We start from the raw sequence: 25,438 nt of genomic DNA, 5'->3' as shown, positions 1-25,438 counted from the left end.
TCTATACCGGAATTATTACTTGTTCTTTTGCCGTGAACGCACGGTATAGACGCTCTTACGGGCGTCACCCCCAGTGAATGGCCGCTCTGAAACGACGCCGGCGTCGGCGAGCTCGTCGAGCGCAAACCGGGCAGTCCGTTCGGGGAGCGCGGTCTGGTCGATGAGGTCGGCCTGCGTCAGCGGGCCGTCCTCCTGCAGGACGAGATAGACGAGCTTCGCACTCGGCGGAAGATCGCGGACGGCCTCGGAGTCGATTGTAAGCGAGGTCATGGTATCACCGGGTGGATAGTCCTGCAGCTATTCCGCCGGGCGGTCGCGGCTCGTTCTCGGCCGTCAACTCGGTGGGTCACTAGTCGATTGCCAGTCCCACACCTCCGTCTTACCAGTAGTTCCAGCAGAGGTGTGCTCGGACTCGGTCTGAACTGGCGTCGCCGGCTCTCGAATCGCCAACGACCACGTATAGGACCCCCATACGTTGCTGTTGGCAGTCGACGGGGAGACATCGACCATCCCCGAGTTCGGACAGCCCTCCTCGGCGTAGAGAGTGGCGCCGTTCGGGCCTGCACCTTCGAACGCCTGGAGGACGTCACGCTCCTCAAGGCGGCGGAACGTCTTCCGAACGTGCTCTTTGCTGCAGCCGACCGCGTCGGCGACCTCCCGAGCCGTCACGCTCCCGGTCGCGTCACGGAGTTCCTCAACGATCGCGCGCTGGGTGTCAGTATAGACCCACTCGACCCCCGAGACTTGGACGTCGGCGAAGTTGGTGGGCATGGCGTCGGTCCGGACGAACACGGTCGCGTGGGAGTCGTCGTTGCTCGGGTCCCGAGCGTAGCGACCGGCGGCCTGGGCGGTGTGGTTTTCGCGAACGCTCGCGAGAATCTCCTCGGCGATGTCCGCGTCCTCGCCGACGAACCCACGGCCGTGGGCCCGGTGCTCTGTGCCGTCGTCGTCGACGGTCGTCTCGGGTGTAGCGTCGAAGTCGAGCTCCGCGAGCAGGTCGAGGACGAAGTCGTCGCCGGGGTCGATGCAGCCGTTGATGAGGCCGACGCGCTCGTGAGCGAAATCGTTCCGGCTCTTCTCCTCCCCGTAGTGCATCGTCTCGGGCTCCGGACAGCCGGCGTCCTGCATCAGCTGCTTCGTCTGGGCTTCGACCGAGCTGGTGGTGATGGCGGTCCGGAATTGGTGGCCGAACTCCTCCTGGAGGTGGTCGACGAGCGTGCGGACCTGGTCTTCGTTGAAGTACTCGCCGCTCGCGAGCGGCCGGGTCGCCGTGCCGACTTGGACAACGCGGAGGCCGCGCTCGAACCGCCGCCAGAGCTGGCGCTCCTCGGGGTCGAGCACCTGCTTGACCTGGATGTTAGGGTGGACGTCGGCCATCCACTTCGGGCGAGCTGGGTGGGCGTCGAGGCCGACCACCGAGCGGGTCTGGCTGAAGTCAGGCGAGCAGCGGACCGTCTGGAGTTCGTTGTCGTCGGTGAGCACGACGGTGACCCATTCGCGGTTCCAGCCGTCGTCGTCGACGGCGCCGGCGTCGAGCCGGGGTGGCTCGTAGCTGGTCTTGCCGACGCGGCGGCCGTTGCCGCGGTCTTCGGCGTGGAAGATCGCGCGGGCGAGTGCTGGCGCCATCGTGTGCGCCCGGGGATCCTCGAAGTAGTGCTCGGCCGACGGCTCTTTGTCGAGGGCGTCCTGGAGGGCGTCGCGCTCGCGAGCGGCGTCACCTTGGTAGCCGCCATGCCGGGAGAGTTGGATGAACGCCTCCCAGTTGGTGACCGGCGCATCAATCTCTTGGAGGTAGGCGGTGACCGCCTCCTCGACGCGCTGCTTGTCCATGTCCTGGACGAAGTCGGGCTCCTCGTCGATGACGATGTTCGTCCCCATCCGGAGGCCGGGGACGTGCGCGAAGTTGTGGGTCGCGAAGACGACGTCGAGCTCGCCGTGCTCGCGCTTCGACCGGAAGGTCTCCCATTGCCGGATCGCCGGGCACTGGGAGGGTTCGCCGTCGTCGAAGTCGCCCTCGTCCTCGTTGTAGGTCCTCGACGAGCCCTCACAGCACGGGAGCTTGGTGCCTTGGTCGTTGTGGTCCTCGAGGCGACGGTGGACGAACGAGAACGGGAGGCCACGGCCATCGCACATCATCTCGATCCACTCGGACGCCGGTACCCCGTCCATGGTGATCGGCTCGTGGTTGACGTCTTCGTCGTCCTCGGGCGGGTCGTAGTCGCCGGCGGCGACCGGGCACGCCTCATGGCGGGACTGCAGGACGAAGGAGTCGATGCCGTCGGCTCTCTGGGCGGCCTCGATGGCCTCGTCGCGAGCGTCGCGAGTCGCCTGCAGGTGGACGACGGGCTTGCCGCCGGTGATGCCGTCGAGTGAGGGGTCGCTGTTCCAGGCGGTGGTCGCGACGGTGTGACTCTTTCCGAGCGAGGTTGGCGCATCGACGACTGCGGTGTCCCCGTTCCGCATGACCTCGGTGATGGTCGCGAACAACTGGTCGCGAGCCTCGCGAGTACTTGGCCAGTCGAGGCCGCGCTTCTTCGCGGCGCGCTTGCGCTCCTGGTAGGAGAGGTGTTCTAGCTGGCCGACCGGGAGCGAGCTGACGGGCTGGCTGTCGACGTCGTCGCCGGCGTCGAGGCCGTCCTCGAGGAGGCCCGGGAGGTCCTCGTCGTCGCGAGCAGTACACCGGTCGAGTTTCGGGATGTCGAAGCCGAGCTCGCGGAGGTGCTCGACGCCCTTCCACCACGTCTCACCACGAGGTGGGGAGGCGTTTCGGTGGCTCATCTCGCCGGCGTCGATCGCGGCCATCGTCACCGGGCCTCCGTAGCCGCCCTCGTCGCCGGTGTCCTGCCAGATGTTCTCGTCGACGATGTTCGCGGTCCCGTTCGAGTTTCGCCCCCACGTCGGGGCGAACGCGCGCTTGCCCTGGCTGGTCGATGCAGAGTCGTTCCAGCGGTGGACGATGGTGCGGTCGGCGACGCGGCGGGCGTCGAGGCGGTCGAGCGCAGCGAAGATGTCGCGGATGTCGTCGGTGGTCTCGGCTGCGGTGGTCGCCTCTGGCTCGTAGTTGTCGAGGTCGTAGTCCTCGCGAGCGGTCGAGACGTCCGGTCGGTCCTCGGTGGTCTGGTCGTTGGCCTCGAGGAGCGGTTCGAGGACGTCGTCGTTCCACTCGGTGACCGCGGTCGGGGTGCCGGGAACGTGGTCGCCGGTCATCACGCATACGCGCTTGCCCGGGTAGATTTCGATGCTCGGGAGGTCGTCGTTGGCGCCCCACGGCTCGTCGTCGAGCTGCCACGAGGCCTCCTTTACATCGTCGGGGAGGTCGCCGCGGTAGATGGCGTGCGCGCCGGCGCCGGACTGGGAGACGTCGGCGTAGGTCAGGCCGAGATGCTCGAGGATGGCCTCGAAGGCCGGGTGGACGTCGCCGGTCTCGGGGTCGCGGACGTCGTCGCCGTCGACGTAGACGTAGGGGTCGTCCTCTTGCTGGAGGAACGCCCGGCCATCGAGGCGGTCGTCGACCTCGGCCATCGCGACCGTTTCACCGTCGACGTAGTGGTCGGTGTAGCCCCACTTCCAGCGGGCGTCGCAGTCGCACGTCGCCGCGGTGTCGTGACCATCCTTGCTGCAGTCTGCCGGGGCGTCGCGGTTGCCCCAGGGGGCGAACGGCTTCTTCTCGACGTGGCCCATCCACTGCTGGCGCTCGAGGAGTTCCGCGGGCCAGACGCCTGAGTCGGGCGTCGTAAAGTCAGCGTCACCCCACCCAGTGTTGGTCGACCGTGCGTCGGTCGAGCTGAGGTCCTCGGGGTTCTCATCCTCGGATTGGGCATGGTTGTGATCACCGTCTGGGTCGTTGTCGCCGGCGCTATCGCTCTGGTCGGCGGTGGTGAGCTGGAGGTCGGGGTTCGAGGCGAGGGGATCGTCGACGGCTTCGACGTCGTCGGTCGCCCGCAACGCTGTCTCGAACTCGCGCTCGCTCCAGCCGTTCGCGAGCGCCGTCTCCTTGAGCTCGTCGCGTGGGACTGGGGCGTCTTCGTCGATGTCGAGGAACCCCCGGGTCTCCCAGAAGAGGGCGTCCCAGTCGAGGTTCGGGACGTCGCTCACGCCGACCACCCCGCGCTACGGGACGAGCTTTCGTCGATATCGACGAGGTCCTTGCCGCACTCGCCGCAGCGGTAGTCACCGGGCCCGTAGGCCGTCCCACAGCAGGGACAGACGCCCGTCACGCGGAACACCCCCGAGTTTCCGCTGTTGCGGGAGCGGTGGCTATTGCAGAATGTGGTTCATCCTGTACCCTTGTCTCGCACAGTAATTTTCGGGCATGTACAGGATTAAGTTTATGCCCGGGGAGGGCTCCGAACCCTCGATCTCCGCATGACCCAGGTACGAGGCTCGGCGGGCCTCACGGGCATGGGAGGCTTCCAAGGCCTGAGCACCGAATCTCAGTAACCCTATGAGTGCGGCGCTATGTCCAGCTAAGCCACCCGGGCTCAGTTCCCCGTAGGCGGGTGCTGCTCTTTAAAGTTCTCATCTCCCGGCGGTTCGGGACTCCGACGCACGGCGATTTCCGGGTCGGCTCCGACCGGATTCGCCCGCCGGCGACCCGGAATCAGTCCGTCGAACGGGGACAAAAACACCGCACTGCTCACCCGGCGGATTTAAGCCGGGGGGCTAATCATACGTCTGCATGAACGTTCCCGGACTCGTACAGTCCCGGCTCGAAGACGACGAACAGGTCGCGGCAAGCGTCTCGCTCGGCGGCGAGGACGGCCTCTACGTGACCCGGACGCGGACCCTCGTCTACCGCGCCGACGGGCTGCTGAGCGACGAGTCGGTCGAGGAGTACCCCCACGAGGCCGAGCGCATCGAGATCTCGGAGGGGCGGCGCAAGTCGGCGGTCGAACTCGACTACGGCATCGACGGCGAGGCGAAGTTCAAGGTGCCGAGCAACCGCCTGTACGAGGCGCTCCACCCGGTGCTGGCGGGCGTGCTCAACGCCGCGGGCGTGACCGGCCCCGAGGAGACGGTCAAGCAGACCTACCAGTTCAGCGAGCTCACGCTGGTCATCACCAGCGAGCGCGTCGTCAAGCACGTCGGCGCCGCGGTCTGGGACGAGGACTACGAGGAGTTCCACTTCGACGACGTGACCGCCCTCGACGTCGAGGAGGGCAGCGTCTCCTCCCAGATCATCATCGAGAGCGACGGCCGGCCCCAGCGCATCAAGACCCCGAGCGACCAGACCCGCGAGGTCCGCGAGCGCATCGAGCGCGCGCTGCTCGACCACCACGGCGCGGGCTCGTACGAGGAGTTCGCTCGCCGGCAAGCCGACCCCGAGGACCAGGCCGAGGCCGAACGCGACTCCGAGGAGGCCGCCGAGACCCCGGACGAGAACGACCCGCTGGCCGGCGGCGGGGTCGACCCCATCGACGCCAACCCGCCGGAGCTCGACGCGGACGGCGCCATCATCGAGGAGGAGACCAGCGTGACCACGAGCGGGCGCGACGACGCCGTGCAGTCGACCGCTCGCGAGGAGTCGACCGCCGAGTCGGACGAGGCGACGGCGCAGGCTACTGCCGCAAGTGCGGGTGCGACCGAGGAGCCGGGGGACGCCGAACCGGGCTCGGCCGAGGCCGCGACCGACGAGACCGCAACGACCGGTGCCGAGGCGACCGGCGCCGGAGCGAGCGAGGACGCCCCGCCGACGGGCGACGCCGACCGGGCGAACGATTCCGAGGGCTCGCCCCTGACTGCCAGGTCCGCCGACGCCGGCGAGGTCGACGACGCGGGCGCGACCGAAGAACCGGCCGAGTCGAGCGGCTTCGCCGACTCGGGCTTCGAGCCCGCGAGCTCGTCGGTCGAGAGCGACGGGACCGAGGAGCAGCTGGCCGCGCTGACCGAGGCCGTCGAGCGCCAGAACGAGCTGCTGGCCGAGCAGCAGCGGACGCTCGAACAGCTCATCGAGGAGCTGAGCCGCGGTCGCTGACGGACGCGGTCACCGGCGGTACGGCGCGCAGTTCGCGTCCCGCTCTCCTCGTCAGTCTCGCCCCGTGACCTTCCGGATGCACTCGGGACCGAACGCGCCGTGTTCGCCGGCGTCCAACTCGATGAAGTAGCCGGTGGAGATGCTCGCGCCGCAGCGCCGACACGAGAACTCGCCCTCCTTCGTGACGACCTCGCTCTGAAAGCTGACGTAGCCCCCGCCGGTCGTCCTGACCACGCCGTCCTCGCGCTCGATGACGCCGCGCTTCTCGGCCTCGTCGAGGATCTTCCGCGTGGTCGCGGGGTGGGTGGTGACGGTCTCGATGCGGTCGACAGCCTCCGCGACCGACAGCTCCGGGTGTTCGAGCTTCGAGAGGAGCTCGACGCCGAGCTCCACGGGATCGGGGTCGGCCTCCTCGCGGTCGGACCGCGTCCCGGTAGCGGAACCCCCTCCTGCGGCGTCGGCGGTGGGCCCCCCGCTCGCCGGGTCCTCGTCGTCGGCCATCACTCCCGATTCGCCCGCGAGGCGGATTAAACCTTGCGCGAGGGGCCGGACCGGCGCCGTCGCCGCGACCCGAAAAGCAGTTACCCGCCGGACCGAAATCCCCGGCGATGACCGCGTTCGTCCGCCGGCAGGCCGCCGGCCTCGCCCTCCTCGCCGTCGTCGCGGTCGCGAGTCTCCTCGCCGGGCCGGACTACCTCCTCGGGACCGCCCGCCGGCTGGCCGACCGGCCGGTCGCCTTCGGCGCGCTCCTGGTGGGGGTCTACCTCGTCCGACCGCTGTTCGCGTGGCCAACCACGCTGGTCGCGATCCTCGCGGGGTACGCCTACGGCCCGGTCGTCGGGTTCCCCGTCGCGCTGGCGGGGACGACCGGGAGCGCGCTCCTCCCGTTCCTCGCCGCGCGCTACGTCGGCGCGGGGTCGGGGCTGGTCGGGCGCCTCGCCGACTCCGGCGAGCGGTTCTTCGCCGCCACCGGCGACCTCCGCGGGATGGTGGCCTCCCGGCTGGCGCCGGCGCCCTCCGACCCGGTCTCGGCCGCCGCGGGCCTCTCGGGCGTCTCGACCGGGGCGTTCGTCGCCGGGACCGCGGTCGGCGAGGTGCCGTGGACCGCCGCGGCGGTGCTGGCCGGCGGGTCGCTCGACCGGCTCTCGACCGCGGGCCTGAGCGCCGTCGGGTGGGAACTGATCGCGGCGGGGGCCGCGGTGGCGGTGGCGCTGCTCGCCGGCCCGGCCTACCGGGCCGCGACCGCCCGGCGGTAGCGTCACCTCGGGGGTCACCTGCCAGTCTCAACCGCCCGACCGCGGGAAGTCGGAACGAAATTGGAAGAGAGTCCCACTCGAGTCGTCACGAAGTGGGCGAGAGTCCGAAAAATTCCTTTTAGGGTGGCTGTCGCCGGTGTACCCATGCGTTTCGCAACTCCGATCGCGGTGGCGCTGCTCGTGCTCGCCGCCGGCGTCGTTCCGGCGGCGGCCCAGACGACCGAGTGCGGTACGACGACCGGTGACGGGACGATGGGCGACGAGACGGCGCAGATGATGAACGAGACGACGATGATGGGCAACGAGACGATGGGCAACGACTCGATGAGCAACGAGTCCATGGACGGGATGGCCAACGGGACCACCGAGTCGATGGCGGGCGACTCGATGGCCAACGACTCGACGAGCGAAACGACCGAGACGATGGGCAACGAGTCGATGGGTAACGACTCGATGGCGACGACCAAGCAGATGATGGGCGACTCGACGAACGAGACGACCGATTCGATGGCCGCCGAGACCACCACCTGCGCGTCCGAGTCGATGAGCGGTGACTCGATGGACGACACCACCAGCCGGACGAACGACGGCTCGATGGACGGGACGACCGAGCAGGGCATGGCCGACACGATGAACGACGGCACGGCCACGCCGGACGGGTCGAGCGCCTTCGTGCCCGGGTTCGGCGTCGCGGCGGCGGTCGTCGCGCTCGCGGGGGCGCTGTTCGTCGCGCGGAGGCGACCGTGACCGGTGACCCCGGTTCGGACGACGCCTTCCGCCCGCAGCGCCTGCTCGCGTCCGGCGTGGTGGCGGCCGCGGCGGGCGTCGCGGCGGTCGGCGGCTCGTACGCGGCGGTCGGTCGAACGCCGGCGTTCGTCGCCGCGCCGGTCGCCGACCTCGTCGTGGCCCTCACGCCCGACGCCGTCGTCACGTGGTCCATCCAGACGCTCGGGGACCTCGGCCACCAGCTCGGCTTCCTGCTGGCGCTGGCGCTCACGGTCGGGCTGTTCGCGCTGACGGCCGCGGCCGGGGCGGCGCTGGCCGACCGGTTCGCGGTTCCGGCGTGGCCGGTCGCCGGCGTCGGCTGCGTCGCCGCGGCGGTGACCCTCGTCGGCGCTCCCCGCTCGGCGCTCGCGGCCGGGGCGGGCGCGGGGCTCGTCGTCGGGCTCGCCTCGGTCGGCATCGGCTCCGGCGCCGACGCGACCGCCCCGACTGCCGCCCGGCGGCGCGTCCTCCAGGCCGTGGCGGGTGCGTTCGCGGTCGGCGGCGTCGGCGCGGTCCTCGGCTCCGGCAAGGGCGGCCGGGTCCCCGACCCGGTCGACGACGGCGAGGTCGCGGCCGACGTCGGCTCGCTGCTGGGCGAGGCCGAGTCGCGGTCGCTCGACGTCCCGGGCATCGAACCCCTGGTGAGCGAGCAGTTCTACCAGGTCGACATCAACAGCGTCGACCCCGCGGTCGACCTCGAGGAGTGGACGCTCAGCGTGACCGGCGCGGTCGAGGAGGAGGTCGAGTTCGACTTCGGGGAGATCAGCGGCATGACCGACGCGGTCGAGCACCGGTTCGTCACCCTGCGGTGCGTCGGCGAGGGGCTCAACGGCGAGAAGATGGACACCGCGCTCTGGACCGGCGTGCCCGTGACGGACCTGCTGGAGTCGGCCGGCGTCGACGCCTCGGGCAACTGCTGCGTGATGCTGCGTGCCGCGGACGACTACTTCGAGGAGTTCCCGCTGTCGGCCCTCCGGAACGGCTTCCTGGCCTTCGAGATGAACGGCCGGCCGCTCCCCCGCAGCCACGGCTACCCGATGCGCGCGCTGATCCCGGGCCACTGGGGCGAGATCAACGTCAAGTGGCTCACCGAGATCGAGGTGCTCGAGGAGGAGGCGACGGGCTACTGGGAGAAGCGCGGCTGGCACGGCACCGGCCCGGTCAACACCGTCGCGAAGCTCCACGCCGTCAACCACCGCGACGACGGGTCGATCCAGGTCGGCGGCCACGCCTACGCCGGCACGCGAGGGATTCGGAAGGTGGAGGTCTCGACCGACGGCGGCGACTCGTGGAACGAGGCGACCCTCTCCGAGCCGCTGCCGGCCGGTACCGGGCGGCGGGACTCGGCTGGCGGCTCCTCGGGGTCCGAGTCCCGCTCCCGGTCCGGGGCAGCCGAGGACGCGTGGCGCCAGTGGGAGTACACCTACGAGGCCGACGCGCCCCACGAGGTCGTCGTCCGCGCGACCGACGGCGAGGGGAACCGACAGCCGAAGAAGCGGCGCGACGCCTTCCCGAGCGGGCCGACGGGCTGGGTCTCGCGGCGGGTGGAGCCGTAGCTATAAGGGTCGTGGCTGAGAACCGAGGGGCAGCGCGATGGACAAGGCGCTCTGGTACCTGCTCACGGCGACCCGCGGCGGCGAGAACCGCGCGCGGCTCATCCGCGCGCTGTCGGAGCGCCCGCGCAACGCCAACCAGCTCGCCGACGAACTCGACGTCCGGTACAAGACGGTCCGCCACCACCTCGACATGCTCGAGGACCACGGCGTGGTCGAGCCCGGCGACAACGAGTACGGGAAGCTCTACTTCCTCACCGACCAGTTCGAGCAGCACCGCGAGGCGTTCGAGGAGATCACGGAGCACATCGAATGAGAGGGACATAGCATGAGCACGATACAACTCGCAAGCGGAATCGCGGTCGTGAACATCCTCCTGCTCGGTCTGCTCACGGCCGTGTGGGTCCGCAACTACCGGAAGTTCCGCTCGTCGCTGGTGCTGGGTCTCGTGGCGTTCGGCGGCGTCATGCTCGCGGAGAACGTGGTCGCGCTCTACTTCTTCTTCAGCATGAAGATGCTCTACTCGGGGGACCCGACCGTCCAGCAGGCCGTGCTCGTGCTCCGGGGCCTCCAGCTGGTCGCGGTCGCGTTCCTGACGTGGGTGACGGTGAAGTAGTCAGTAGAAGGTGTCGGCGCAGTCCATGATGACGCCGTGGTTCGGACAGACGTACTTGCAGTGGCGGTGGTACATCGGCGCCTCGCAGATCGGACACGGGCGACCGCCCGGTTCGGCGTCGTCGGATCGGGCGTCCGGCCCCGCGTCCTCGCTCATGGGTCACAGTCGCGCCCCCAGCGCCATCACTGTTTCCCTAGCCCGGCGCGGGCCAGCAGGTAGCCGCCCCGAACCCAGAGCACGACGGCGAGACCGACCACCACGAGGTGGAACTCCGACACCCAGTACGGGAGGGCGACGACGTGACGGGCGCCCGCGAGCAGCGTCGACAGCACCGGGATCTCCCTGTCGCCCGGACCGACGTCGGCCCGGCGATCGCGGTCGTAGGGCGACACCGACTCCGCCGGGGGTTCGCTGTAGGGCAACCGGTCGGCCTCGTAGGGGAGCGACGGGACCGAGTAGCTCGCCACGACGCTCCCGTTCGCGCGTATCTCGGCCACGCGGTTGTTCCGGCTGTCGGTTATCAGGGTGTGGCCGTTCGGCAGGCGGTCGGCGTCCCGCGGCCAGTCGAGCGGGATGCCGCCGACCGTCGCCACCGACCACGCGACCTCCCACTCGCCGGTGGTCCCGTTCTCGTGGAGTTCGACCACGCGGTGGTTCTCGGAGTCGGCGACGAGGACCGCGCCGTCGCCGAGCCACTGGGGGTTGTGCTGCTTGTTCAGCACGCTCGCGTCGCGGTTCTCGTTTATCACGTCGACGACGCCCTTCCCGCGCTCGACGACGAGGAGCTGGTTCATGTTCCGGATCGAGACGAGGTAGCGGCCCTTGCCGATGCGGTCGACGTCGTTGAGGTGGAGCCAGTCGGTCGTCGTCGGATCGGCCGGGCCGTCGTAGTGCTGGCTGGCGTTCCACGTCCAGACGCGCTCGCCCGTCTTCGGCTCCAGGACGAAGATGCTTTCGAACTCCATGTCGGCGATCAGGACGTTACCCGAGGGGAGCATCTCGGCGTCGTGGACCTCGCTGTCCTCGCGGGTCCGGACCGGGTAGCTCCACTGCCAGACGACCTCCGGCGTCGGTCGCGGCTCGACGATGCGGACGCCCGTTCGCTTGCAGGGCCCGTCGTACGGCCCGCAGTTGCGGTAGCCGCCCGCCGCGAACGACGCGAGCACGGTCCCGTTGTCCAGCTTCTCGACGCTCTGGTAGCTGATGATGTCGCCGATGCTCCAGCGCGCCTCGCCCAGACCCGAGAGCGCGGTCACGTTCCCGTTCGGTCCCGGCCCTTGGACGCCCACCAGCACGGACGTGTTGTTCCCGTCCGGATCGTCCGCGATGCGCTCGGTGTCCGGTGCGAGGGCCCAGCTCGCGCCGAACGCCGCGACCAGGACGAGCAGTCCGGCCGCCACGAAGGCGACGCCCCGTTCGCCGGGGCCCCTCAGACCCCGCATCGACGCTGCTCCCGTGGGGTCGGCTCTGTCGTCGCCCGCTGTGCGGTCGTTTCGATCGTCCCGACCCGTCGGTTCGAACCCATGGCCGGAGAGGGTATGGTATCAATTCACGTAACGTCTCCGGCCGGTCTGCCGGCGGGACCCAGAAAGAGGCGGTTGGAGCGCCCGGTTACGCGGGGCTCAGCACTCCGACCAGCCGCAGGACTCGCAGGTCTTGCAGCCCTCGGAGTAGTACAGCGACAGCGAGCCGCAGCTGGGACACTCGGGGCTCTCGCCCGACTCGATGATGTCCCGCTGGTCGGCCTCCCTGTCGGCGGCCGCGTCGGCCGTCGCGCTCCCGTCGGCCGGCGCCTGCGAACTGTCGGCTCGCGCGCCGCCGTCGGTCTCGCGGTTCGGGTCCTCGTCGATCTCCTCCTCGACCTCGGTGAGGTTCTTCTGCTTGGGGTAGGGCTTGTCGATCTCGTCGTCGAGGTAGCGGCGCATCGCCACGCCGACGGCGTCCGGGATGGAGTTGATCTGCTCGCCCTTGTCCCAGGCGACCTTCGGGCTCCGGATGCCCTGGAGGTCCTCGGCGATCTCGCGGGGGTCGACGCCCGACCGCAGCGCGTAGCTGATGACCTTCGCCAGCGCGTCGGTGAACGAGTTGGTGAACCCGCCGGAGTTGCCGATGGTGATGAACAGCTCGAACGGCTCGCCGTTCTCGTCCTCGTTGATGTTGACGTACATCTTGCCGTAGCCGGTGTCGATGCGCTGGGTCACGCCGTGGAGCACGTCGGGGCGCGGTCGCTCCTTGGCGTACGCGCCGCCCTCGCCGCCGCTCTCGGCGGTCGCGGCGTCGACCGAGCCGAGCAGCGACTCGACCTCGCGGTCGAGCGCGGCCCGGACGTCCTCGTTGTCGAGGAAGCCCTCGATGCCGCCGAAGACCTCCTCGATCTGCTCGACCAGCGCCGCCGCGGCCTCGGACTCGTCGGCGAACTCCTTGTTCTCGGCGCGGGTCGTGAGCACCTGCTTGCTCCGGGTGCCGTCGCGGTAGACGGTCACGCCCTTGCCGCCGTTGTCGTAGATGTACTCGTAGACCTCCCGCATGTCCTCCTTGCTGGCGTCGTTCGGGAAGTTGCAGGTCTTCGAGATGGCCGAGTCGACGCCCTCCTGGCAGGCGCATTGGACCGCGGCGTGCTCCTTGCCCGTGAGGTCGGCGGTGACGACGAACAGCTCGCCGATGGCGTCCGGGACGGTCTCGAGCCCCTCGACGCCGTCGAACTCGTTGTTGGCCATCTGGTCCTGGGCCTCCCGCTTGACCTCCTCGACGTCGATGTCGTTGTCCTCCAGCACGCGGAGGAAGTAGTCGTCGAACTCCACGAGCATCTCGTCGCCCTGCACGTCGTCGGAGACGTTCTTGTAGTAGGCGACGTTGTAGATGGGCTCGCAGCCGCCCGTGGTGTTGCCGACCATCGAGGTGGTGCCGGTCGGCGCGATGGTGGTCGTGTTGTGGTTGCGGACCGGGAAGCCGTCTTCCCAGTCGTCGGCGTCGAGGCCGGTCTGCTTCTCGAACCACTCGCGGTACTCGGTCGGGTTCGCGTACTTCGAGTTGTCCCACTCGGCGAACGACCCGCGCTCCTCGGCGAGTTCGTGGGAGGTCCACTTGCTCTCGTGGTTGATGTACCGCATCAGCTGGCGGGCGATCTCGTTGCCGGCCTCGCTGCCGTACTCGACGCCGAGCTGGACGTAGAGCTGGGCCAGCCCCATGACGCCGAGACCGATCTTGCGCATCTCCCGGACCTTCTGCTCGATCTTGTCGACCGGGAAGTCCGACATCGTGACGACGTTCTCGAGGAAGCGGGTGCCGTAGTCGATACGGTGGTCGAACTCGTCCCACGCCACCGCGTCGGCGAGGAAGGCGTCGACCGCCTCCTCGAAGTCGCCGTACTCGTCGCCGTGCTCGTCGTACCAGACCCGCCAGTCGGGGGCCTCGGTGTCTGCCAGCGTCGAGAGGTTGATGTGGCCGAGGTTGCAGGCCTCGTACTCCTCGAGGGGCTGCTCGCCGCACGGGTTCGTGGCGAGAATCCGGTGGTCGGGGTGCTCCTCGACGTCGAACGAGTGCTCCTTGTTGACGCGTTCGAGGTAGATGACGCCGGGCTCGCCGTTCTCGTGGGCGCCCTCGACGATGCGGTCCCAGATGAGCTCGGCGGGAACCGACAGCTCCTCGCCGACCTCGACGTGCTCGCCGAGGTCGAACATCTCGTAGAGCTCCTTGGTGTGCTCAGTGGCGACGTGGGGCTCGCCCGTTCGGGGGTTCGTGAAGGTGAACTCCTCGCCGTTCTTCACCGCCTCCATGAAGTCGTCGGTGACGCCGACCGAGATGTTGAAGTTAGAGAGGTGGCCCTCGGCGGCGTTCCGGAGGTGCTTGGGCACCCGGCCGTCCTCGTCGATGAGCTCGCGGGCCTCCGCCAGGGCCTCGACGAAGGAGTTGTGGGTGTAGTCGTCGGGGTCGTTGAGCCGGAGGGTCCGCGCGAGGCTCACGTCCTTGTTCTTGGCGTGGATGAACTGGATGACGTCGGGGTGGGAGACCCGCATCACGCCCATCTGGGCGCCGCGGCGGGCGCCGCCCTGCGCGATGGTCTCGCACATCTGGTCGTACGTCCGCATGAACGTGATGGGGCCGGAAGCGATGCCGCCGGTGCTGCCGACGGCGTCGCCGTAGGGCCGGAGCCGCCAGAAGGCGTAGCCCATGCCGCCGCCGCTCTGGAACACCTGCGCGGCCTCCTTGGCCGTCTGGTGGATGTCGTCGATGTCGTCGTCGGGGGAGTCGACGAAGCAGGCCGAGAGCTGCTGGAGCTCGTCGCCCGCGTTCATCAGCGTGGGCGAGTTCGGCATGAACGAGAGGTCCTCCATCAGCTCCTGGAACTCCTCGCGGACGTCCTCGACGTGTTCGCGGATGTCCTCGGGGAGCTCGGGGACGACGGTGTCGTACGCGAACTTGTTGACGTTGTAGATCGAGAGAGTCGTCTCGACGTCGTCGTCGGCGGTCGTGCCCTTACCGAACACCTCCTCGGCCAGCTCGTCGCGCCGGGGGTGGTCGGGCTTGAGCTGGTCGGGCGTGACCGCGATCTCCTCGTCGCGCCGCTCGGCCTCGTAGACGGCCTCGGCCAGCGCGATGTTCTTGGCGACCCGGGGGAACAGGTCCTCCTGCTCCTCGATGAGGTCGCCGTCGGCGTTCTTCCGGAGGTAGCGGGCCGGCAGGATGTTGTGGTACGCGTTGCCGGTCAGCCGGTCCTCCAGCGTCTCGCCCTCGGTCCGCTTGATGGGGAGTGTGAGCTCGTCGGCCGTGAGTTCGCCCGCACCGCTCATGCGCGGGTCACCTCGGCGGTCTGTCCCGCGTTTTCCGCTCCTACTGGTGGCGTCTTCTGATTCATTCGTGACGGCGATTTCATTCTGAAGCCTCCTAAATAAGCATTTCTTTCACTACTTCAACTCGGTTTGCATTGCGATGCCTCTGTCGGAAATGAGCCTCGCCGTATCCCGGACTCCCACGGGCCGGATTCGCGGCTGTTCGTAGTCGTTCGTAGCTTGTATCCGGCCCCTAATAAGAGTATGCAGACCGGAGCGGAAGTGGTCAGCGAACCGGACGAGTACTTTAGTAGGAACAGCGTAACCCGCCCACGTACTGCGGTTCTCTCCGACCGCCTCGGTGTCCCCCAGCCGATACGTTTACGTGGCCGGGGACGCGTTGATTTTACTATGAATCTGGTCCTCGCCGGTCTGCTGGCCACTCCGCTCGGCAAGCTGCTCGCGGGACTCGTCGTGCTCGCCGCGGTCGTGCTCGTCGGACGCATACTGCTGAGCCTCGCGTGGAAGCTGCTGCTGGTCGCCATCGTGGTCGTCGGCGGCATCTACACGGCCGGCGTCCTCCTGTAATTTAAGTGCGAAGCCGGGACGAACCCCGACCGGACGCCCCGAGCGGTTCCGGGCGAGGGCAGCAGCCGATACCGTGTACACGTTGCGGGACCGCCAGTCCGACTACTCCGAGAGGACTGCGCCAGAACAGGACGCCGAGAGTGATCACGCCGCGTCAGACAGGAAGTTCCGGATGACGTCGTGACCGACAGCGGTCAGCACGCTCTCGGGGTGGAACTGGACGCACTCGATGGGGTGCTCGCGGTGGCGCACGCCCATCACCAGTTCATCTCCTCCGTGCTCGGTCGTCGCCGTCACCTCGAAGCAGTCGGGCACCTCGGTCGCGATCAGCGAGTGGTAGCGGCCGGCGCGGAACCCCTGGTCGAGCCCCGCGAAGACGCCCTCGCCGTCGTGGGAGACCGGGAACGCCTTGCCGTGGATCGGCTCGGGCGCGCGGCCGACCGAGCCGCCGTAGGCGTACACCGCCGCCTCCAGGCCGAGACACACGCCGAGCGTCGGCACCTCCGGACTCACCTCTCTGAGCACGTCGAGCGTGACGCCGACGTCGCGCTCGTTCTCGGGGTGGCCCGGACCCGGCGAGATGACGACGGCGTCGGGGTCGGCCGCCCGCACCTCGTCGAGCGAGGCCGTGTTCCGCACGACCTCGGTGGCGGCGTGCTCGCTGGTGTACTCCACCAGATTGTACGTGAACGAGTCGAAGTTGTCCACGAACAGGACCTGCAGGTCGGTGGCCGTTCCCGACTCCGTGTCGGCGCTCGCGGTCATCGGCCCACCCCCGGCGCGTCCGCGGCGTCGGGCGCGTCCGCCGCCTCCGACCCGTCAGACTCCTCGATCCGGTCGAGCGCGGTCAGCACCCCGTCCATCTTCTGCTCGGTCTCCTCGTACTCGGCGGCCGGGTCGCTGTCGGCGACGATACCGGCGCCCGCCTGCACCGTGATGCGGTCGGACGCGTCGCCGTCGACCGCCGGCCCGGACTCGACCGTCGCAGTCCGGATGACGATGGCGAAGTCGGCGTCGCCCGACCACGAGTAGTAGCCGACGCCGCCGCCGTAGAGGCCGCGGGGCGTCAGTTCGAGGTCGTCGATGATCTCCATCGCCCGGATCTTCGGCGCGCCCGACAGCGTCCCGGCGGGGAACGACGCCCGGGTCGCGTCGAAGGGGTCCGAATCGTCGGCGAGTCGGCCCGTCACGGTGCTCTCGATGTGCTGGACGTGGCTGTACTTGAGGACGTTCATGAACTCCTCGACCTGGACGCTTCCGGGCTCGCTGACCCGGCGGACGTCGTTGCGCGCGAGGTCGACCAGCATGGTGTGCTCGGCCCGCTCCTTGCCGTCGGCCAGCATCTCGCCCGCGAGCCGGCGGTCCTCGACCGGGCTCGACCCCCGCGGGCAGGTGCCCGCGATGGGGTTGGCCATCACCTCGCGGCCCCGCACCGACACCAGCGTCTCGGGGCTGGCCCCGACCACGGTCAGGTCGTCGTAGCCGAGCAGGTACATGTACGGCGAAGGGTTGACGTCCCGGAGCGCCGCGTAGAAGCCCAGCGGGTCGACCTCGCCCCGGAGTTCGCGAGTCCGGGAGATGACGCCCTGATAGATGTCGCCGTCGAGGACGTGCTCCTTGGCGGTCCGGACCGCCTCCTCGTACTCGTCGCGCGGCCCGGCGGTCGCCGACTCGCGGACGAATCCGCCCGTCTCTAGTCCGTCGGCCGATTCCAGCAGGTCGGCCACGCGCTCGGCTTCCGCCCGGAGGTCCTCGTACACCGCCTCGGGGTCGTCGTCCGGTCCGACCAGCGGCGTGAACACCAGCGAGACCGTCCCCTCCCGGTGGTCGAAGGCGACGGTCTTGGTGTTGAGCACGAACTGTGCGTCGGGGAACCGCGAGTCCGGTCGGTCGACCCCTACCTCGTCGAGCCAGAGGTCGTACACCGCGTCGTACGCCAGGAAGCCGACCAGCCCGCCCTCGAAGTGCTGGCGGTCGCCCTCCGGGAATCCGCGCTGAGTGGCGTCGGGAATGGCCTCGCGGAGGGTATCGAGCGTGTCACCTTCGCGGTCGGCCGAGACGTACCGGGCCGCCCGGCCGCCGAGCGACTCGACCGCCACCTCCTCGGGGTCGACCGTCACGACCGCGTCCGGGTCGTAGCCGACGTAGGAGTAGCGGGCGTGGCGGTCGCCCGAGGGGTCGGCCGAGAACGCGCCGTCCGGGTCGCTGGACGCGGTCTTCTCGGCGCTCTCGAGCAGGAAGGCGTACTCGGAGGCGTCCGTCCCGGTCGACCGCCCGGTCAGCGCCGCGTAGGCCGCCAGCGGCGTCGTCTCGGCGTCGAGTTCGACCGCGACGCGGATCACGGCCGGGTCGTCGCGGCCGGCGTGCTCGACGAACTGCTCGCGGTCGGGATTCATGGCGTCGGCGTCGTGCGGGCGCGCTTCGCGGTCGCCACGAACTCGGCGACCGCGTCCGGGTCCTTCCGACCGGCGACGTCCGCCGGGTCGGCGGCCTCCACGCCGCTGGCCACGTCGACGCCGAACGGCTCGACGGCGCGCACGGCGTCGGCCACGTTCCCCGGGGTCAGCCCCCCGGCGAGGATCACCGGCGAGTCGAGGGTCGCGGCGACCTCGGCGGTGCGCTCCCAGTCGTGGGTCCGGCCGGTGCCGCCGGCGCCGTCGTCGTCGACCGAATCGACCAGGAGCCCGTCGGCCAGGTCGTCGTAGCGCCGGGCCGCCTCGGGGTCGGCGGCGTCGACGACCTTGAGCACCTGCGCGCTCACGGTCGCGGTCAGGTAGGCGAGGTCGCCCGCGCCGATGTCGCCGTGGACCTGGACCGCGTCGGGCTCGACCGCCTCGACGAGTTCGACCGCGCGCTCGGGCGTCTCCGGCATCGTCACCAGCACCGTCGTGACGAACGGCGGGACGGCGTCGGCGAGTTCGACCGCGCGCTGGGTGTCGATCTCCCGCGGCGAGTCGACCGGGACGTCGACCAGCAGCCCGACCGCGTCCGCCCCCGCGTCGATCGCGGCCCGGAGGTCCTCCCGGGAGGTGAGCCCGCAGATCTTCACCCGCGTCATGCTCTCACGGTCGAACGGAGCTGTTCGAGTCGGTCGGCGGCCGCGCCGTCGTCGATGGCCTTGGCGGCGAGCTCCGCGCCGTCCGCCAGGGAGTCGGCCTCCCCGGCGACGTAGAGGGCGGCCCCGGCGTTGGCGAGGATGATGTCGCGCTTCGCGCCGTCGACCTCGCCCTCGACGATGCCGCGGAGGTCGGCGGCGTTCTCCGCGGGAGTCCCGCCCGCGACGTCGGCCACGTCGTGGCGGTCGAGGCCGAGGTCGGCCGGCGCGAGGGTGTACTCCTCGACGTCGCTGCCCCGGACCTCGGCGGCGGTGGTCTCGCCGTGAACGCCGATCTCGTCCATCCCGGAGCCGTGGACGACCAGCGCGCGGTCGACGTCCATCTGAGCCAGCGAGCGCGCGAGCACCGGCACCAGGTCGGGGTCGTAGACGCCGACGATCTGGGCGTCGGCGCCCGCGGGGTTGGTCAGCGGGCCGAGCACGTTGAACACGGTCCGCATGCCGAGCTCCTGGCGGGGACCGATGACCGCCTTCATCGCGGGGTGGAAGACGGTCGCGAGCATGAACCCGATGCCGTCGTCCTCGATGGCGCGCTCGACGGCCGGCGGCTCGGCGTCGACCTCGACGCCGACCTCCTCGAGCACGTCGGCGCTGCCCGACGAGGAGGAGACCGAGTAGTTGCCGTGCTTGGCGACCGGCACGCCCGCGCCGCTGGCGACGATGGCGCTGGTCGTCGAGACGTTGATGGTGTCGTAGTCGTCGCCGCCGGTGCCGCAGGTGTCGACCAGCGGCGACCGGTCGGGGTCGATGGTCCGGGCGGCGTCGCGCATCCCCTGGGCGAACCCCGCGATCTCGGTCTCGGTCTCGCCCTTCGCGCGGAGGGCGGCGAGCAGTGCGCCGATCTGGGCCTCGGTCGCGTCCTCGAAGACGGCCGCGGCGGCCTCGCGGGCCTCGTCCTGCGAAAGGTGTTCGCCCTCGGTGACGCGTTCGATGTAGTCCTGCATCCTGAATCACCAATGTACTTCTTCGTCTTACGATGAACACAATCGTACATCGGCTTAAAGCTGTCGGGGCGCCGGTCGGGTTTCGACTTCCCGTTCCGCGCGTCCGCTCGTCCCGGGCCGGTATCGGTGCTCCTCCGCCAGACCGAACCGGCCGCTCGTCGGCCCGTCCGTCGCTTCGCCGGGTCGTTCGCCGAAAATCGCCGGACTGCGTCGGAATCCGAAAGGTTCAATTATCCCCCGGACAAACTCGGAAATGCGTCCGACGAAGGCCGCACCGAAATGGGTTTGTGGTCTAGTTGGTTATGACACCTCCTTGACATGGAGGAGGCCGGCAGTTCAAATCTGCCCAAACCCACTCCACTTCTTCCGAGTCCGATTCGCCGAGCGCCGACTCTCCGCTACGAGTCGGGCCGCGGGAAGGCGTTGAACGACAGTTCGACCGGCGAGAACGGGTCGTACACCGACTGGTGGCACTGGCAGTACACCGCGTCGGTCGCGTCGAACTTCGAGGCGTCCCGCGAGGAGTTGAACCCCGGCGTGCAGCAGAAGTGAGTGCACTTGTCGAGCCACGCGACGAAGTCCGACTCCGTGGCCGCCTTCAGGAACTCGGGGGTGTCGCTCTCGGCGGGGAGCTCGGACACCTTCGGCGACCGCAGCACCTGGACCGGCAGCTCCTGGACGTCCTGGTCGCCCGACGACTCCGAGCGCCACGTCGTCTGGGCCGGCTTGCCCGCCCCGGCCGACCCGATGCCGTTCGTCCACTCCTCGTAGTCGTCGAAGTCGTCCACGCGGAGCTTCCGGCCCGGCTCGTGGTCGGCCTGCCAGTCGTAGAGGCCGGGCTTCGAGCGCAGGAAGTTGTCCTGGTCGGCGTCGGGGCGCAGCCCCTGGGCGGTCTGGACGCCGCAGTACTGGTACCACCGGCCCGTGTAGGTGACGCCGCCGATCTCCTGCTCGGTGATGGTGACGGTGTCGCCGCTCTTGAGTTCCTTCTCCTTCACCTCGGGCCAGATGCCCTTGAGGTACCCCTCGTCGTCGATAGTGAGCGGCACCAGCGGCATGCCCCGCGGGGCCGGCCCGTCGGTGTTCTCGATGCCGACGTAGTCGGTCGGTCCGCCGGTCCCGCCGGTGACGGCGGTGGCGGAGTTCAGGGCGGTCGTCGCGGCGGTCCCGACGCCGGTCAGCGCCGCCGAGCCGACCACGCCTTTCACGAATCGACGCCGACCGCCTTCGGGCGGATACTTGTCTGCGTCCATGGGAACCGCCAGACAGTTCGATCGTCCGACACGTATTTGCGGTAGGTCGGTTCCAGGAGACGGGAACTGTCCCGAGGTTTCAAATAGTAATACTTTGTAGGTTGACTATTGGGCAGTGATCGAGTCGGCGTTCGAACCGTTGAGTCGAGTTTCGGATAGTTTCGGGGGCGGGACTGGTCCGCCAGACGGTAGTTAGTCGACCGTGACGACGGTCGACGCTCGGCCGCCGCGACAGAAATCCGTCCGAGACGAGTCGTAGGCAGTTCCTGAAGTCCGGTAGGCGCTCTGAACCGGAAGAGAACGGTTCGCTACTCCAGCGTGCACTCCGCGTCGCACATCGCGCGGAACCGCTCGTACGTCTCGTCGGCGACCGCGTCCGGGTTCACGCAGTAGACGCCCCGGACGTCGCGCGCCCGGACCCGGCTGGTGAGCGTCTGGAAGAAGCGACACGCCCGCGAGTCGTCGGCGTACACGAGGAGAACCCCGAGCGCGTCGACCAGCACCCAGCCGGTGCCGGGCTCGACGTGCTCCATCGCGTCGGCGAACCGCATGGCGAGCCCCGTCAGGTCGTCGGGATCGACGGGGTCGGTCGTCCAGAGGTCGCCGTCGTACGCCTCTGCCGCCGGGAGCACCGGCACGGCCCCGACCGCGGTCGGGTCCCGTCCGGCGCGTTCGAGGCGGGTCTGGAGCCGGTTCGGGTGGTCGCGTGCCGAGACCACCAGGAGGTTCTCGAACGCGCGGTCGGGCAGGGCGGCGACCGGATCGGCCTCCGCCGGCGTCCGGACCAGCGTCTGGGTCGCGGTGCCGGCGAGCGCGTCCGGCGCTACCGGCGTCTCGCCGGGCCCCACCGCCTCCTCCATGGCTACGACTCCTGGATCTCCGGGGGCGTCTCGCTCGAAGCCCCCGCGTGGCGCGTGTAGTAGGTGTGGGCCAGCGCCACCGAGCCGAAGGCCGCGACGATGAGCGTCGCGAGCAGGACGTCCGCGACCGCCGCGAGCGGCGGCAGCCCGAGCCACGCCCCCGAGAGCAGGCCGAGCCCGCCCACCGCGAGCCCGAGGTACCAGTTGGCCCACGGGACGTCGGGCTGGGACTCGAGGTCCAGGTAGACGTCGAGCTGGTCGGCGGCGCTCGACAGCTCAACGATACCGCGGTTCTGGTTGTACTCCACGATGCCGGCGTCGTCTAACTTGGGGAGGTGGGACTGGTAGAGCGCGGTGTACACCCGTTTGCGCTCGGCCGCGGAGATCGCGTCGACGGTGATGTCGTTCTCCCACGCCGCCACCTGCTCGGCCAGCTCCGAGAGCTGGACCGAGCCGTCCGCGCGTCGGAGGTAGTGGAGGGCGTACCGCCGTCGCCGGTTCTTGAGGACGTCGAAGACGAGATCCCGCGAGAGCTCCTCCTCTTCCTCGTCCTCGTCCTCGGCGTCGACGATGTCGGAGACCTGCGAGTCCGCGACCCCAGCGTCCTGCTGGTCCGGAGTCTCCTCCGGGTCCGCGCTTTCGGTTCCGGATGAGTCACCAATGGTGCTCATTACTCTGCCACCCCTTGCTCGTAACCCAGCATGGATAGAACACATCGCTCGGATTAGTCTTTGTTATTCACCATTTACCCGCCAGAAACCGTTGCTTACGAACAGTTGCACGTCTGTTCCAACCCCCGCACGTCCCGCGGTAATTACCGCTTACCCCCCGATTTCGGCGGTCTGAGACGGTAGGGTCGATCACCCGTCGCGCAGGGTCTCGTGGATTCCGAGCACGAGCCACGGAACTACCACCATGAATATGTGTTCCTCGATCGGGATGCCCAGGAGGTCGATCCCGGTCCGGAGCCGGATGGCGAACACGCCGATATGCAGCGTGTACCAGTCCCACGCGTAGGCGATAGGGTAGAGGACGACGACGGTCCGGACCGCCTGAACCAGTGCGTCGGCCCGATAGAGCAGTCCTACCGCCACGACCCCCCAGACGACCTCTGTCGCGAGGTACGTGTACTGTCCGAACGCGGCGCCGATGTCGGGTATCACCTCGCCGAGTACGGGCGGACGGCCCAAATATCCCCGGTCAGCGGCCGCTCGACGTCTCGGGCCGGCGCTCGGAGCGATTCTCACGGGGCTGTAATTCGGCTAAGTTTCATTACCGGCTGAGGAGTATCTCCACGTGACGATGGACATCGCTGACATCGCAACGACGGACTACACCGAGCTGGACGCCGAATCGAACGTCGGGAAGGCCCGGTCCGTCTTCGAGGAGGAGAACCCCAAGGGTATCATCGTGACGAAGGGCGGCGAGTACGAGGGAGTCATCACCCAGAAACAGCTGTTGCGCTCGCACATCGAGGACCACACCAAGATCGAGACGCTGACCAAGTCGGCGCCCAGGGTCGACCGGACCGACGACGTCCGGGACGTCGCCCGCGCGCTCGTGGAGGGCGGCACCAAGGTCGCGCCCGTCTTCGAGTCGGGGTCGCTCTGGGGCGTCGTCGGCCAGGACCTCATCCTCGAGGCGGTTCTGGAGCACCTCGACACCCTGACCGTCGAGCAGATCTACACCGAGAACGCCATCACCATCGCCGAGGACGCGACGCTCGGCCAGGCCATCAACCGCCTGCGCGAGCACGGCATCTCCCGCCTTCCGGTCGTCGACGAGGACGGGTTCCTGACCGGGGTCGTCACGACCCAAGACGTGGTGGAGTTCGCGACGCGGAACGTCGAGAAGACCACGCGGGGCGACCGCTCGGGCGAGGGCGACCGGCTGCTTGACCTGCCGGTGTACGACGTGATGTCGAGTCCCGCCGTGACCGCCCGGCTCGACGAGACCGTCCGCGAGGCGGTCGAGCGCATGTTCGAGCACGACTACTCCGGGCTGGTCGTCACGCCCGAGGACGACGACCGGGTCGTCGGCGGCGTCATCACCAAGACCGACGTGCTCCGGGCGCTGTCGTACACCGAGGAGGACGTGATGGACGTCCAGATCACCAACGTCAGCCTGCTCGACACACTCACCCGGGACTCCGTCCGGTCGTCCATCGAGGAGATCGCCGACAAGTACAGCAAGATGCGGGTCCGCCACGCCCACGTCCGGTTCCACGAGCACAAGGAGAAGCTCCGCGGGACGCCGCTGGTCCAGTGCAAGATCCGGCTCCGCACGAACCGGGGCCAGGTCGCGGGGTCGGGCGAGGGGTACGGCGCCGAGCAGGCGTTCAGCGTCGCGCGCGACAAGCTGGAGCGCAACGTCCTCGAGCTGAAGGGCGTCGAGAGCGACCGGGAGTACCAGGGCCAGCTCCTCCGGAAGCTCGGCGAGCTCTGAAGTCGGGTCGGTTCGGCTCTCCGTCTCTCCTCTCTCCGATTCCGACTTAGATCTCCGGCCGCGGCGCCGCCTTCTGGAGCGCGGTCTCGGCGATGTTGCCGCCGTAGTCGGCGCTCCGGGACAGCGAGTCGACGACGAGGCTCAGGTGCTGGGCGCGCTGGGCGTCCATCTCCCGGATGATGTCGTCGACCGCGCGGGTGTGCTCGTCCACGCCGCGCACGCGCTCGCGGGCCTGATTGCCCAGTCGGGTCGCCTCGTCGCCGTCGTCCTCGAGCAGCGCGTCCATCGCCATCTCGACGATGTCGGCCGACTCGGCGTGGAGCTCCTCGAGCGCCTCGGCGACGTCCTCGGGGATCTCCCCGAGTTCGAGCGCGAGGTTGCCGATCTTGGCGGCGTGGTCCGCGATGCGCTCGAGCTGGCGGGCGCTGGAGTGGTAGTCGAAACACGTCTCCCGGGGCAGTCCGATGTCGGCCGCGGTGCTGGGGTTGCGCAGCGCCGACCGGAACACCCGCGAGATCATGAACCAGAGCCGGTCGACGTCGTCGTCGCGCTCGATGACGTCGGTCGCGAGGTCGTCGTCGTCCTCGACCAGGGCGGTCACCGCGTCCTCGAGCATCGTGGCCGAGACCAGCCGCATCCGGGTGATGGCGTTGAGTATCGACAGCTCCGAGGAGTCGAGCAGGTCCTGGAGTACCACCCGGTCGCTGGTCTCCTCGATGACCTCGAGGCCGACCAGCCCCTGCGTGGCGTCCCGGACCGTCCGGCGCTGGTCTGGCGTCACCCGGGTCGCCTCGAGGTTGATGATGTCGAAGCCGCTGACGTACATCGTGAACACGGTCCGCATCAGCTCCGGCCCCTCGAGGTCGGTGATCTCGACGGTGCCCTCGACGGTGTCCTCGGTCGACCGCGGCGACAGCAGTAGCGAGTCGCCCTCCGGGTGGAACTCCACCCGGTCGCCCGCCTCGATGCCGTTCTCGGTCGCCCAGTCCTTCGGGATGGAGACCGTGAACGTGGAACCGCCCGTGACCTGGACCTTCCGGGTTTCCATGTGTGACTCCGGGTGACGATGCACAATAAATCTATTCAAATCTATATACGTGGCCGGGAAATCCGGTGGTGGCCGATCGGGCGTCCTGAGAGACTTCTGGCACACCCTGGACGGTAATCGCGCCCTACCTCCGGCGATTGGGTCGAGATTGCTACTCGCGGCGTTTCGCGGTCGCGCCCCGTCGTCAGTCAACCTGAATATGCGTGGGTAAGTACGTCTATATAGATATAATAGTAGGGTATTTACTTGGTC

The 25,438-nt window shown here is 69.0% G+C and carries 23 protein-coding genes and 2 tRNA genes; 9 read left to right on the top strand and 16 right to left on the bottom strand.

Features of this window, described 5'->3' with window-relative positions; genetic code table 11:
- Window positions 1-15: 15 nt before the first annotated feature.
- The 3 genes from ACQUQF_RS03110 to ACQUQF_RS03100 all read right to left on the bottom strand — a co-directional run bounded on the left by ACQUQF_RS03110 (window position 16) and on the right by ACQUQF_RS03100 (window position 4,481).
- Window positions 16-270, bottom strand: coding sequence for a winged helix-turn-helix transcriptional regulator (locus ACQUQF_RS03110; RefSeq protein ID WP_435175614.1), 255 nt, complete (start codon window positions 268-270; stop codon window positions 16-18).
- Between the two features lie 63 nt (window positions 271-333).
- A complete protein-coding gene (locus tag ACQUQF_RS03105; protein WP_435175612.1) occupies window positions 334-4,095 on the bottom strand; it encodes a hypothetical protein in 3,762 nt (1,253 codons plus the stop codon).
- Between the two features lie 236 nt (window positions 4,096-4,331).
- A tRNA-Met gene (locus ACQUQF_RS03100) sits at window positions 4,332-4,481 on the bottom strand.
- Window positions 4,482-4,678: 197 nt separating this feature from the next.
- Here ACQUQF_RS03100 and ACQUQF_RS03095 point away from each other — a divergent pair.
- Window positions 4,679-5,974, top strand: coding sequence for a DUF7115 domain-containing protein (locus tag ACQUQF_RS03095; RefSeq protein WP_435175610.1), 1,296 nt, complete (start codon window positions 4,679-4,681; stop codon window positions 5,972-5,974).
- A gap of 51 nt (window positions 5,975-6,025) precedes the next feature.
- Here the strand turns inward: ACQUQF_RS03095 and ACQUQF_RS03090 are convergent, their stop codons facing one another.
- Window positions 6,026-6,475: a DUF5830 family protein gene (locus ACQUQF_RS03090; protein ID WP_435175608.1), complete on the bottom strand. Its 450-nt coding sequence runs from the start codon at window positions 6,473-6,475 to the stop codon at window positions 6,026-6,028.
- A gap of 107 nt (window positions 6,476-6,582) precedes the next feature.
- Between ACQUQF_RS03090 and ACQUQF_RS03085 the strand changes: the two genes are divergently transcribed.
- The 5 genes from ACQUQF_RS03085 (at window position 6,583) to ACQUQF_RS03065 (ending at window position 10,164) form a co-directional block, all read left to right on the top strand.
- Window positions 6,583-7,230, top strand: a complete 648-nt coding sequence (locus ACQUQF_RS03085) for a TVP38/TMEM64 family protein (protein ID WP_435175606.1) — start codon at window positions 6,583-6,585, stop codon at window positions 7,228-7,230.
- A 144-nt stretch (window positions 7,231-7,374) separates the two neighbouring features.
- Entirely contained in the window at window positions 7,375-7,977 is a 603-nt protein-coding gene (locus ACQUQF_RS03080) for a PGF-CTERM sorting domain-containing protein (RefSeq protein WP_435175604.1), read from the top strand.
- Window positions 7,974-9,551, top strand: a complete 1,578-nt coding sequence (locus ACQUQF_RS03075) for a molybdopterin-dependent oxidoreductase (RefSeq protein ID WP_435175602.1) — start codon at window positions 7,974-7,976, stop codon at window positions 9,549-9,551. The genes ACQUQF_RS03080 and ACQUQF_RS03075 overlap by 4 nt, the downstream gene beginning before the upstream one ends.
- 37 nt (window positions 9,552-9,588) lie before the next feature.
- Complete coding sequence (locus tag ACQUQF_RS03070; RefSeq protein ID WP_435175600.1) at window positions 9,589-9,864, top strand: ArsR/SmtB family transcription factor; 276 nt, start codon at window positions 9,589-9,591, stop codon at window positions 9,862-9,864.
- Between the two features lie 12 nt (window positions 9,865-9,876).
- Window positions 9,877-10,164 carry a hypothetical protein gene (locus ACQUQF_RS03065; protein WP_435175598.1) on the top strand — a complete coding sequence of 96 codons (288 nt, stop codon included), beginning with the start codon at window positions 9,877-9,879 and terminating at the stop codon, window positions 10,162-10,164.
- Here the strand turns inward: ACQUQF_RS03065 and ACQUQF_RS03060 are convergent, their stop codons facing one another.
- The 3 genes from ACQUQF_RS03060 to ACQUQF_RS03050 all read right to left on the bottom strand — a co-directional run bounded on the left by ACQUQF_RS03060 (window position 10,165) and on the right by ACQUQF_RS03050 (window position 14,954).
- On the bottom strand, window positions 10,165-10,320 hold the full coding sequence (locus tag ACQUQF_RS03060) for an HVO_2523 family zinc finger protein (RefSeq protein WP_435175596.1): 156 nt from the start codon (window positions 10,318-10,320) through the stop codon (window positions 10,165-10,167).
- Window positions 10,321-10,346: 26 nt separating this feature from the next.
- On the bottom strand, window positions 10,347-11,606 hold the full coding sequence (locus tag ACQUQF_RS03055; protein WP_435175594.1) for an arylsulfotransferase family protein: 1,260 nt from the start codon (window positions 11,604-11,606) through the stop codon (window positions 10,347-10,349).
- Between the two features lie 180 nt (window positions 11,607-11,786).
- Window positions 11,787-14,954, bottom strand: a complete 3,168-nt coding sequence (locus tag ACQUQF_RS03050; protein ID WP_435175592.1) for an adenosylcobalamin-dependent ribonucleoside-diphosphate reductase — start codon at window positions 14,952-14,954, stop codon at window positions 11,787-11,789.
- A gap of 390 nt (window positions 14,955-15,344) precedes the next feature.
- Between ACQUQF_RS03050 and ACQUQF_RS03045 the strand changes: the two genes are divergently transcribed.
- Window positions 15,345-15,521 carry a hypothetical protein gene (locus ACQUQF_RS03045; protein ID WP_435175590.1) on the top strand — a complete coding sequence of 59 codons (177 nt, stop codon included), beginning with the start codon at window positions 15,345-15,347 and terminating at the stop codon, window positions 15,519-15,521.
- A gap of 144 nt (window positions 15,522-15,665) precedes the next feature.
- Here ACQUQF_RS03045 and trpG read toward each other — a convergent pair whose 3' ends face one another.
- Genes trpG through trpD form a run of 4 tightly spaced genes read right to left on the bottom strand, consistent with a single transcriptional unit; the run spans window position 15,666 to window position 19,580 of the window.
- Window positions 15,666-16,286 (bottom strand): anthranilate synthase component II, encoded by a 621-nt coding sequence (gene trpG / locus ACQUQF_RS03040; RefSeq protein WP_435175588.1) that lies wholly within the window; start codon window positions 16,284-16,286, stop codon window positions 15,666-15,668.
- Window positions 16,283-17,917 (bottom strand): anthranilate synthase component I, encoded by a 1,635-nt coding sequence (trpE, locus tag ACQUQF_RS03035; protein WP_435175586.1) that lies wholly within the window; start codon window positions 17,915-17,917, stop codon window positions 16,283-16,285. Before trpE ends, trpG begins: the two co-directional genes overlap by 4 nt.
- Window positions 17,914-18,579: a phosphoribosylanthranilate isomerase gene (locus tag ACQUQF_RS03030; protein WP_435175584.1), complete on the bottom strand. Its 666-nt coding sequence runs from the start codon at window positions 18,577-18,579 to the stop codon at window positions 17,914-17,916. The genes trpE and ACQUQF_RS03030 overlap by 4 nt, the downstream gene beginning before the upstream one ends.
- The gene (trpD, locus tag ACQUQF_RS03025; protein ID WP_435175582.1) at window positions 18,576-19,580 is read right to left on the bottom strand and encodes an anthranilate phosphoribosyltransferase; all 1,005 of its coding nucleotides are present in this window, start codon (window positions 19,578-19,580) and stop codon (window positions 18,576-18,578) included. Before trpD ends, ACQUQF_RS03030 begins: the two co-directional genes overlap by 4 nt.
- 281 nt (window positions 19,581-19,861) lie before the next feature.
- On the opposite strand from trpD, the gene ACQUQF_RS03020 reads away from it, so the two are divergent.
- Window positions 19,862-19,935, top strand: a tRNA-Val gene (locus ACQUQF_RS03020).
- A 43-nt stretch (window positions 19,936-19,978) separates the two neighbouring features.
- On the opposite strand, the gene ACQUQF_RS03015 is transcribed toward ACQUQF_RS03020, so the two are convergent.
- From ACQUQF_RS03015 to ACQUQF_RS03000, 4 genes are all read right to left on the bottom strand, one after another.
- Window positions 19,979-20,833 (bottom strand): ubiquinol-cytochrome c reductase iron-sulfur subunit, encoded by an 855-nt coding sequence (locus ACQUQF_RS03015; RefSeq protein WP_435175580.1) that lies wholly within the window; start codon window positions 20,831-20,833, stop codon window positions 19,979-19,981.
- A gap of 308 nt (window positions 20,834-21,141) precedes the next feature.
- A complete protein-coding gene (locus ACQUQF_RS03010; protein WP_435175578.1) occupies window positions 21,142-21,693 on the bottom strand; it encodes a DUF7504 family protein in 552 nt (183 codons plus the stop codon).
- A 2-nt stretch (window positions 21,694-21,695) separates the two neighbouring features.
- On the bottom strand, window positions 21,696-22,364 hold the full coding sequence (locus ACQUQF_RS03005; protein ID WP_435175576.1) for a DUF7344 domain-containing protein: 669 nt from the start codon (window positions 22,362-22,364) through the stop codon (window positions 21,696-21,698).
- Window positions 22,365-22,553: 189 nt separating this feature from the next.
- Window positions 22,554-22,856: a lycopene cyclase domain-containing protein gene (locus ACQUQF_RS03000; protein WP_435175574.1), complete on the bottom strand. Its 303-nt coding sequence runs from the start codon at window positions 22,854-22,856 to the stop codon at window positions 22,554-22,556.
- 139 nt (window positions 22,857-22,995) lie between these two features.
- On the opposite strand from ACQUQF_RS03000, the gene ACQUQF_RS02995 reads away from it, so the two are divergent.
- Entirely contained in the window at window positions 22,996-24,138 is a 1,143-nt protein-coding gene (locus ACQUQF_RS02995; protein ID WP_435175572.1) for a CBS domain-containing protein, read from the top strand.
- Window positions 24,139-24,184: 46 nt separating this feature from the next.
- On the opposite strand, the gene ACQUQF_RS02990 is transcribed toward ACQUQF_RS02995, so the two are convergent.
- Complete coding sequence (locus ACQUQF_RS02990) at window positions 24,185-25,186, bottom strand: PhoU domain-containing protein (RefSeq protein ID WP_435175571.1); 1,002 nt, start codon at window positions 25,184-25,186, stop codon at window positions 24,185-24,187.
- Window positions 25,187-25,438 lie beyond the last annotated feature (252 nt).

The sequence above is a fragment of the Halorussus sp. AFM4 genome, from assembly GCF_051194995.1.
Lineage (GTDB): Archaea > Halobacteriota > Halobacteria > Halobacteriales > Haladaptataceae > Halorussus.
This window is presented reverse-complemented; position numbering and strand designations above follow the sequence as displayed.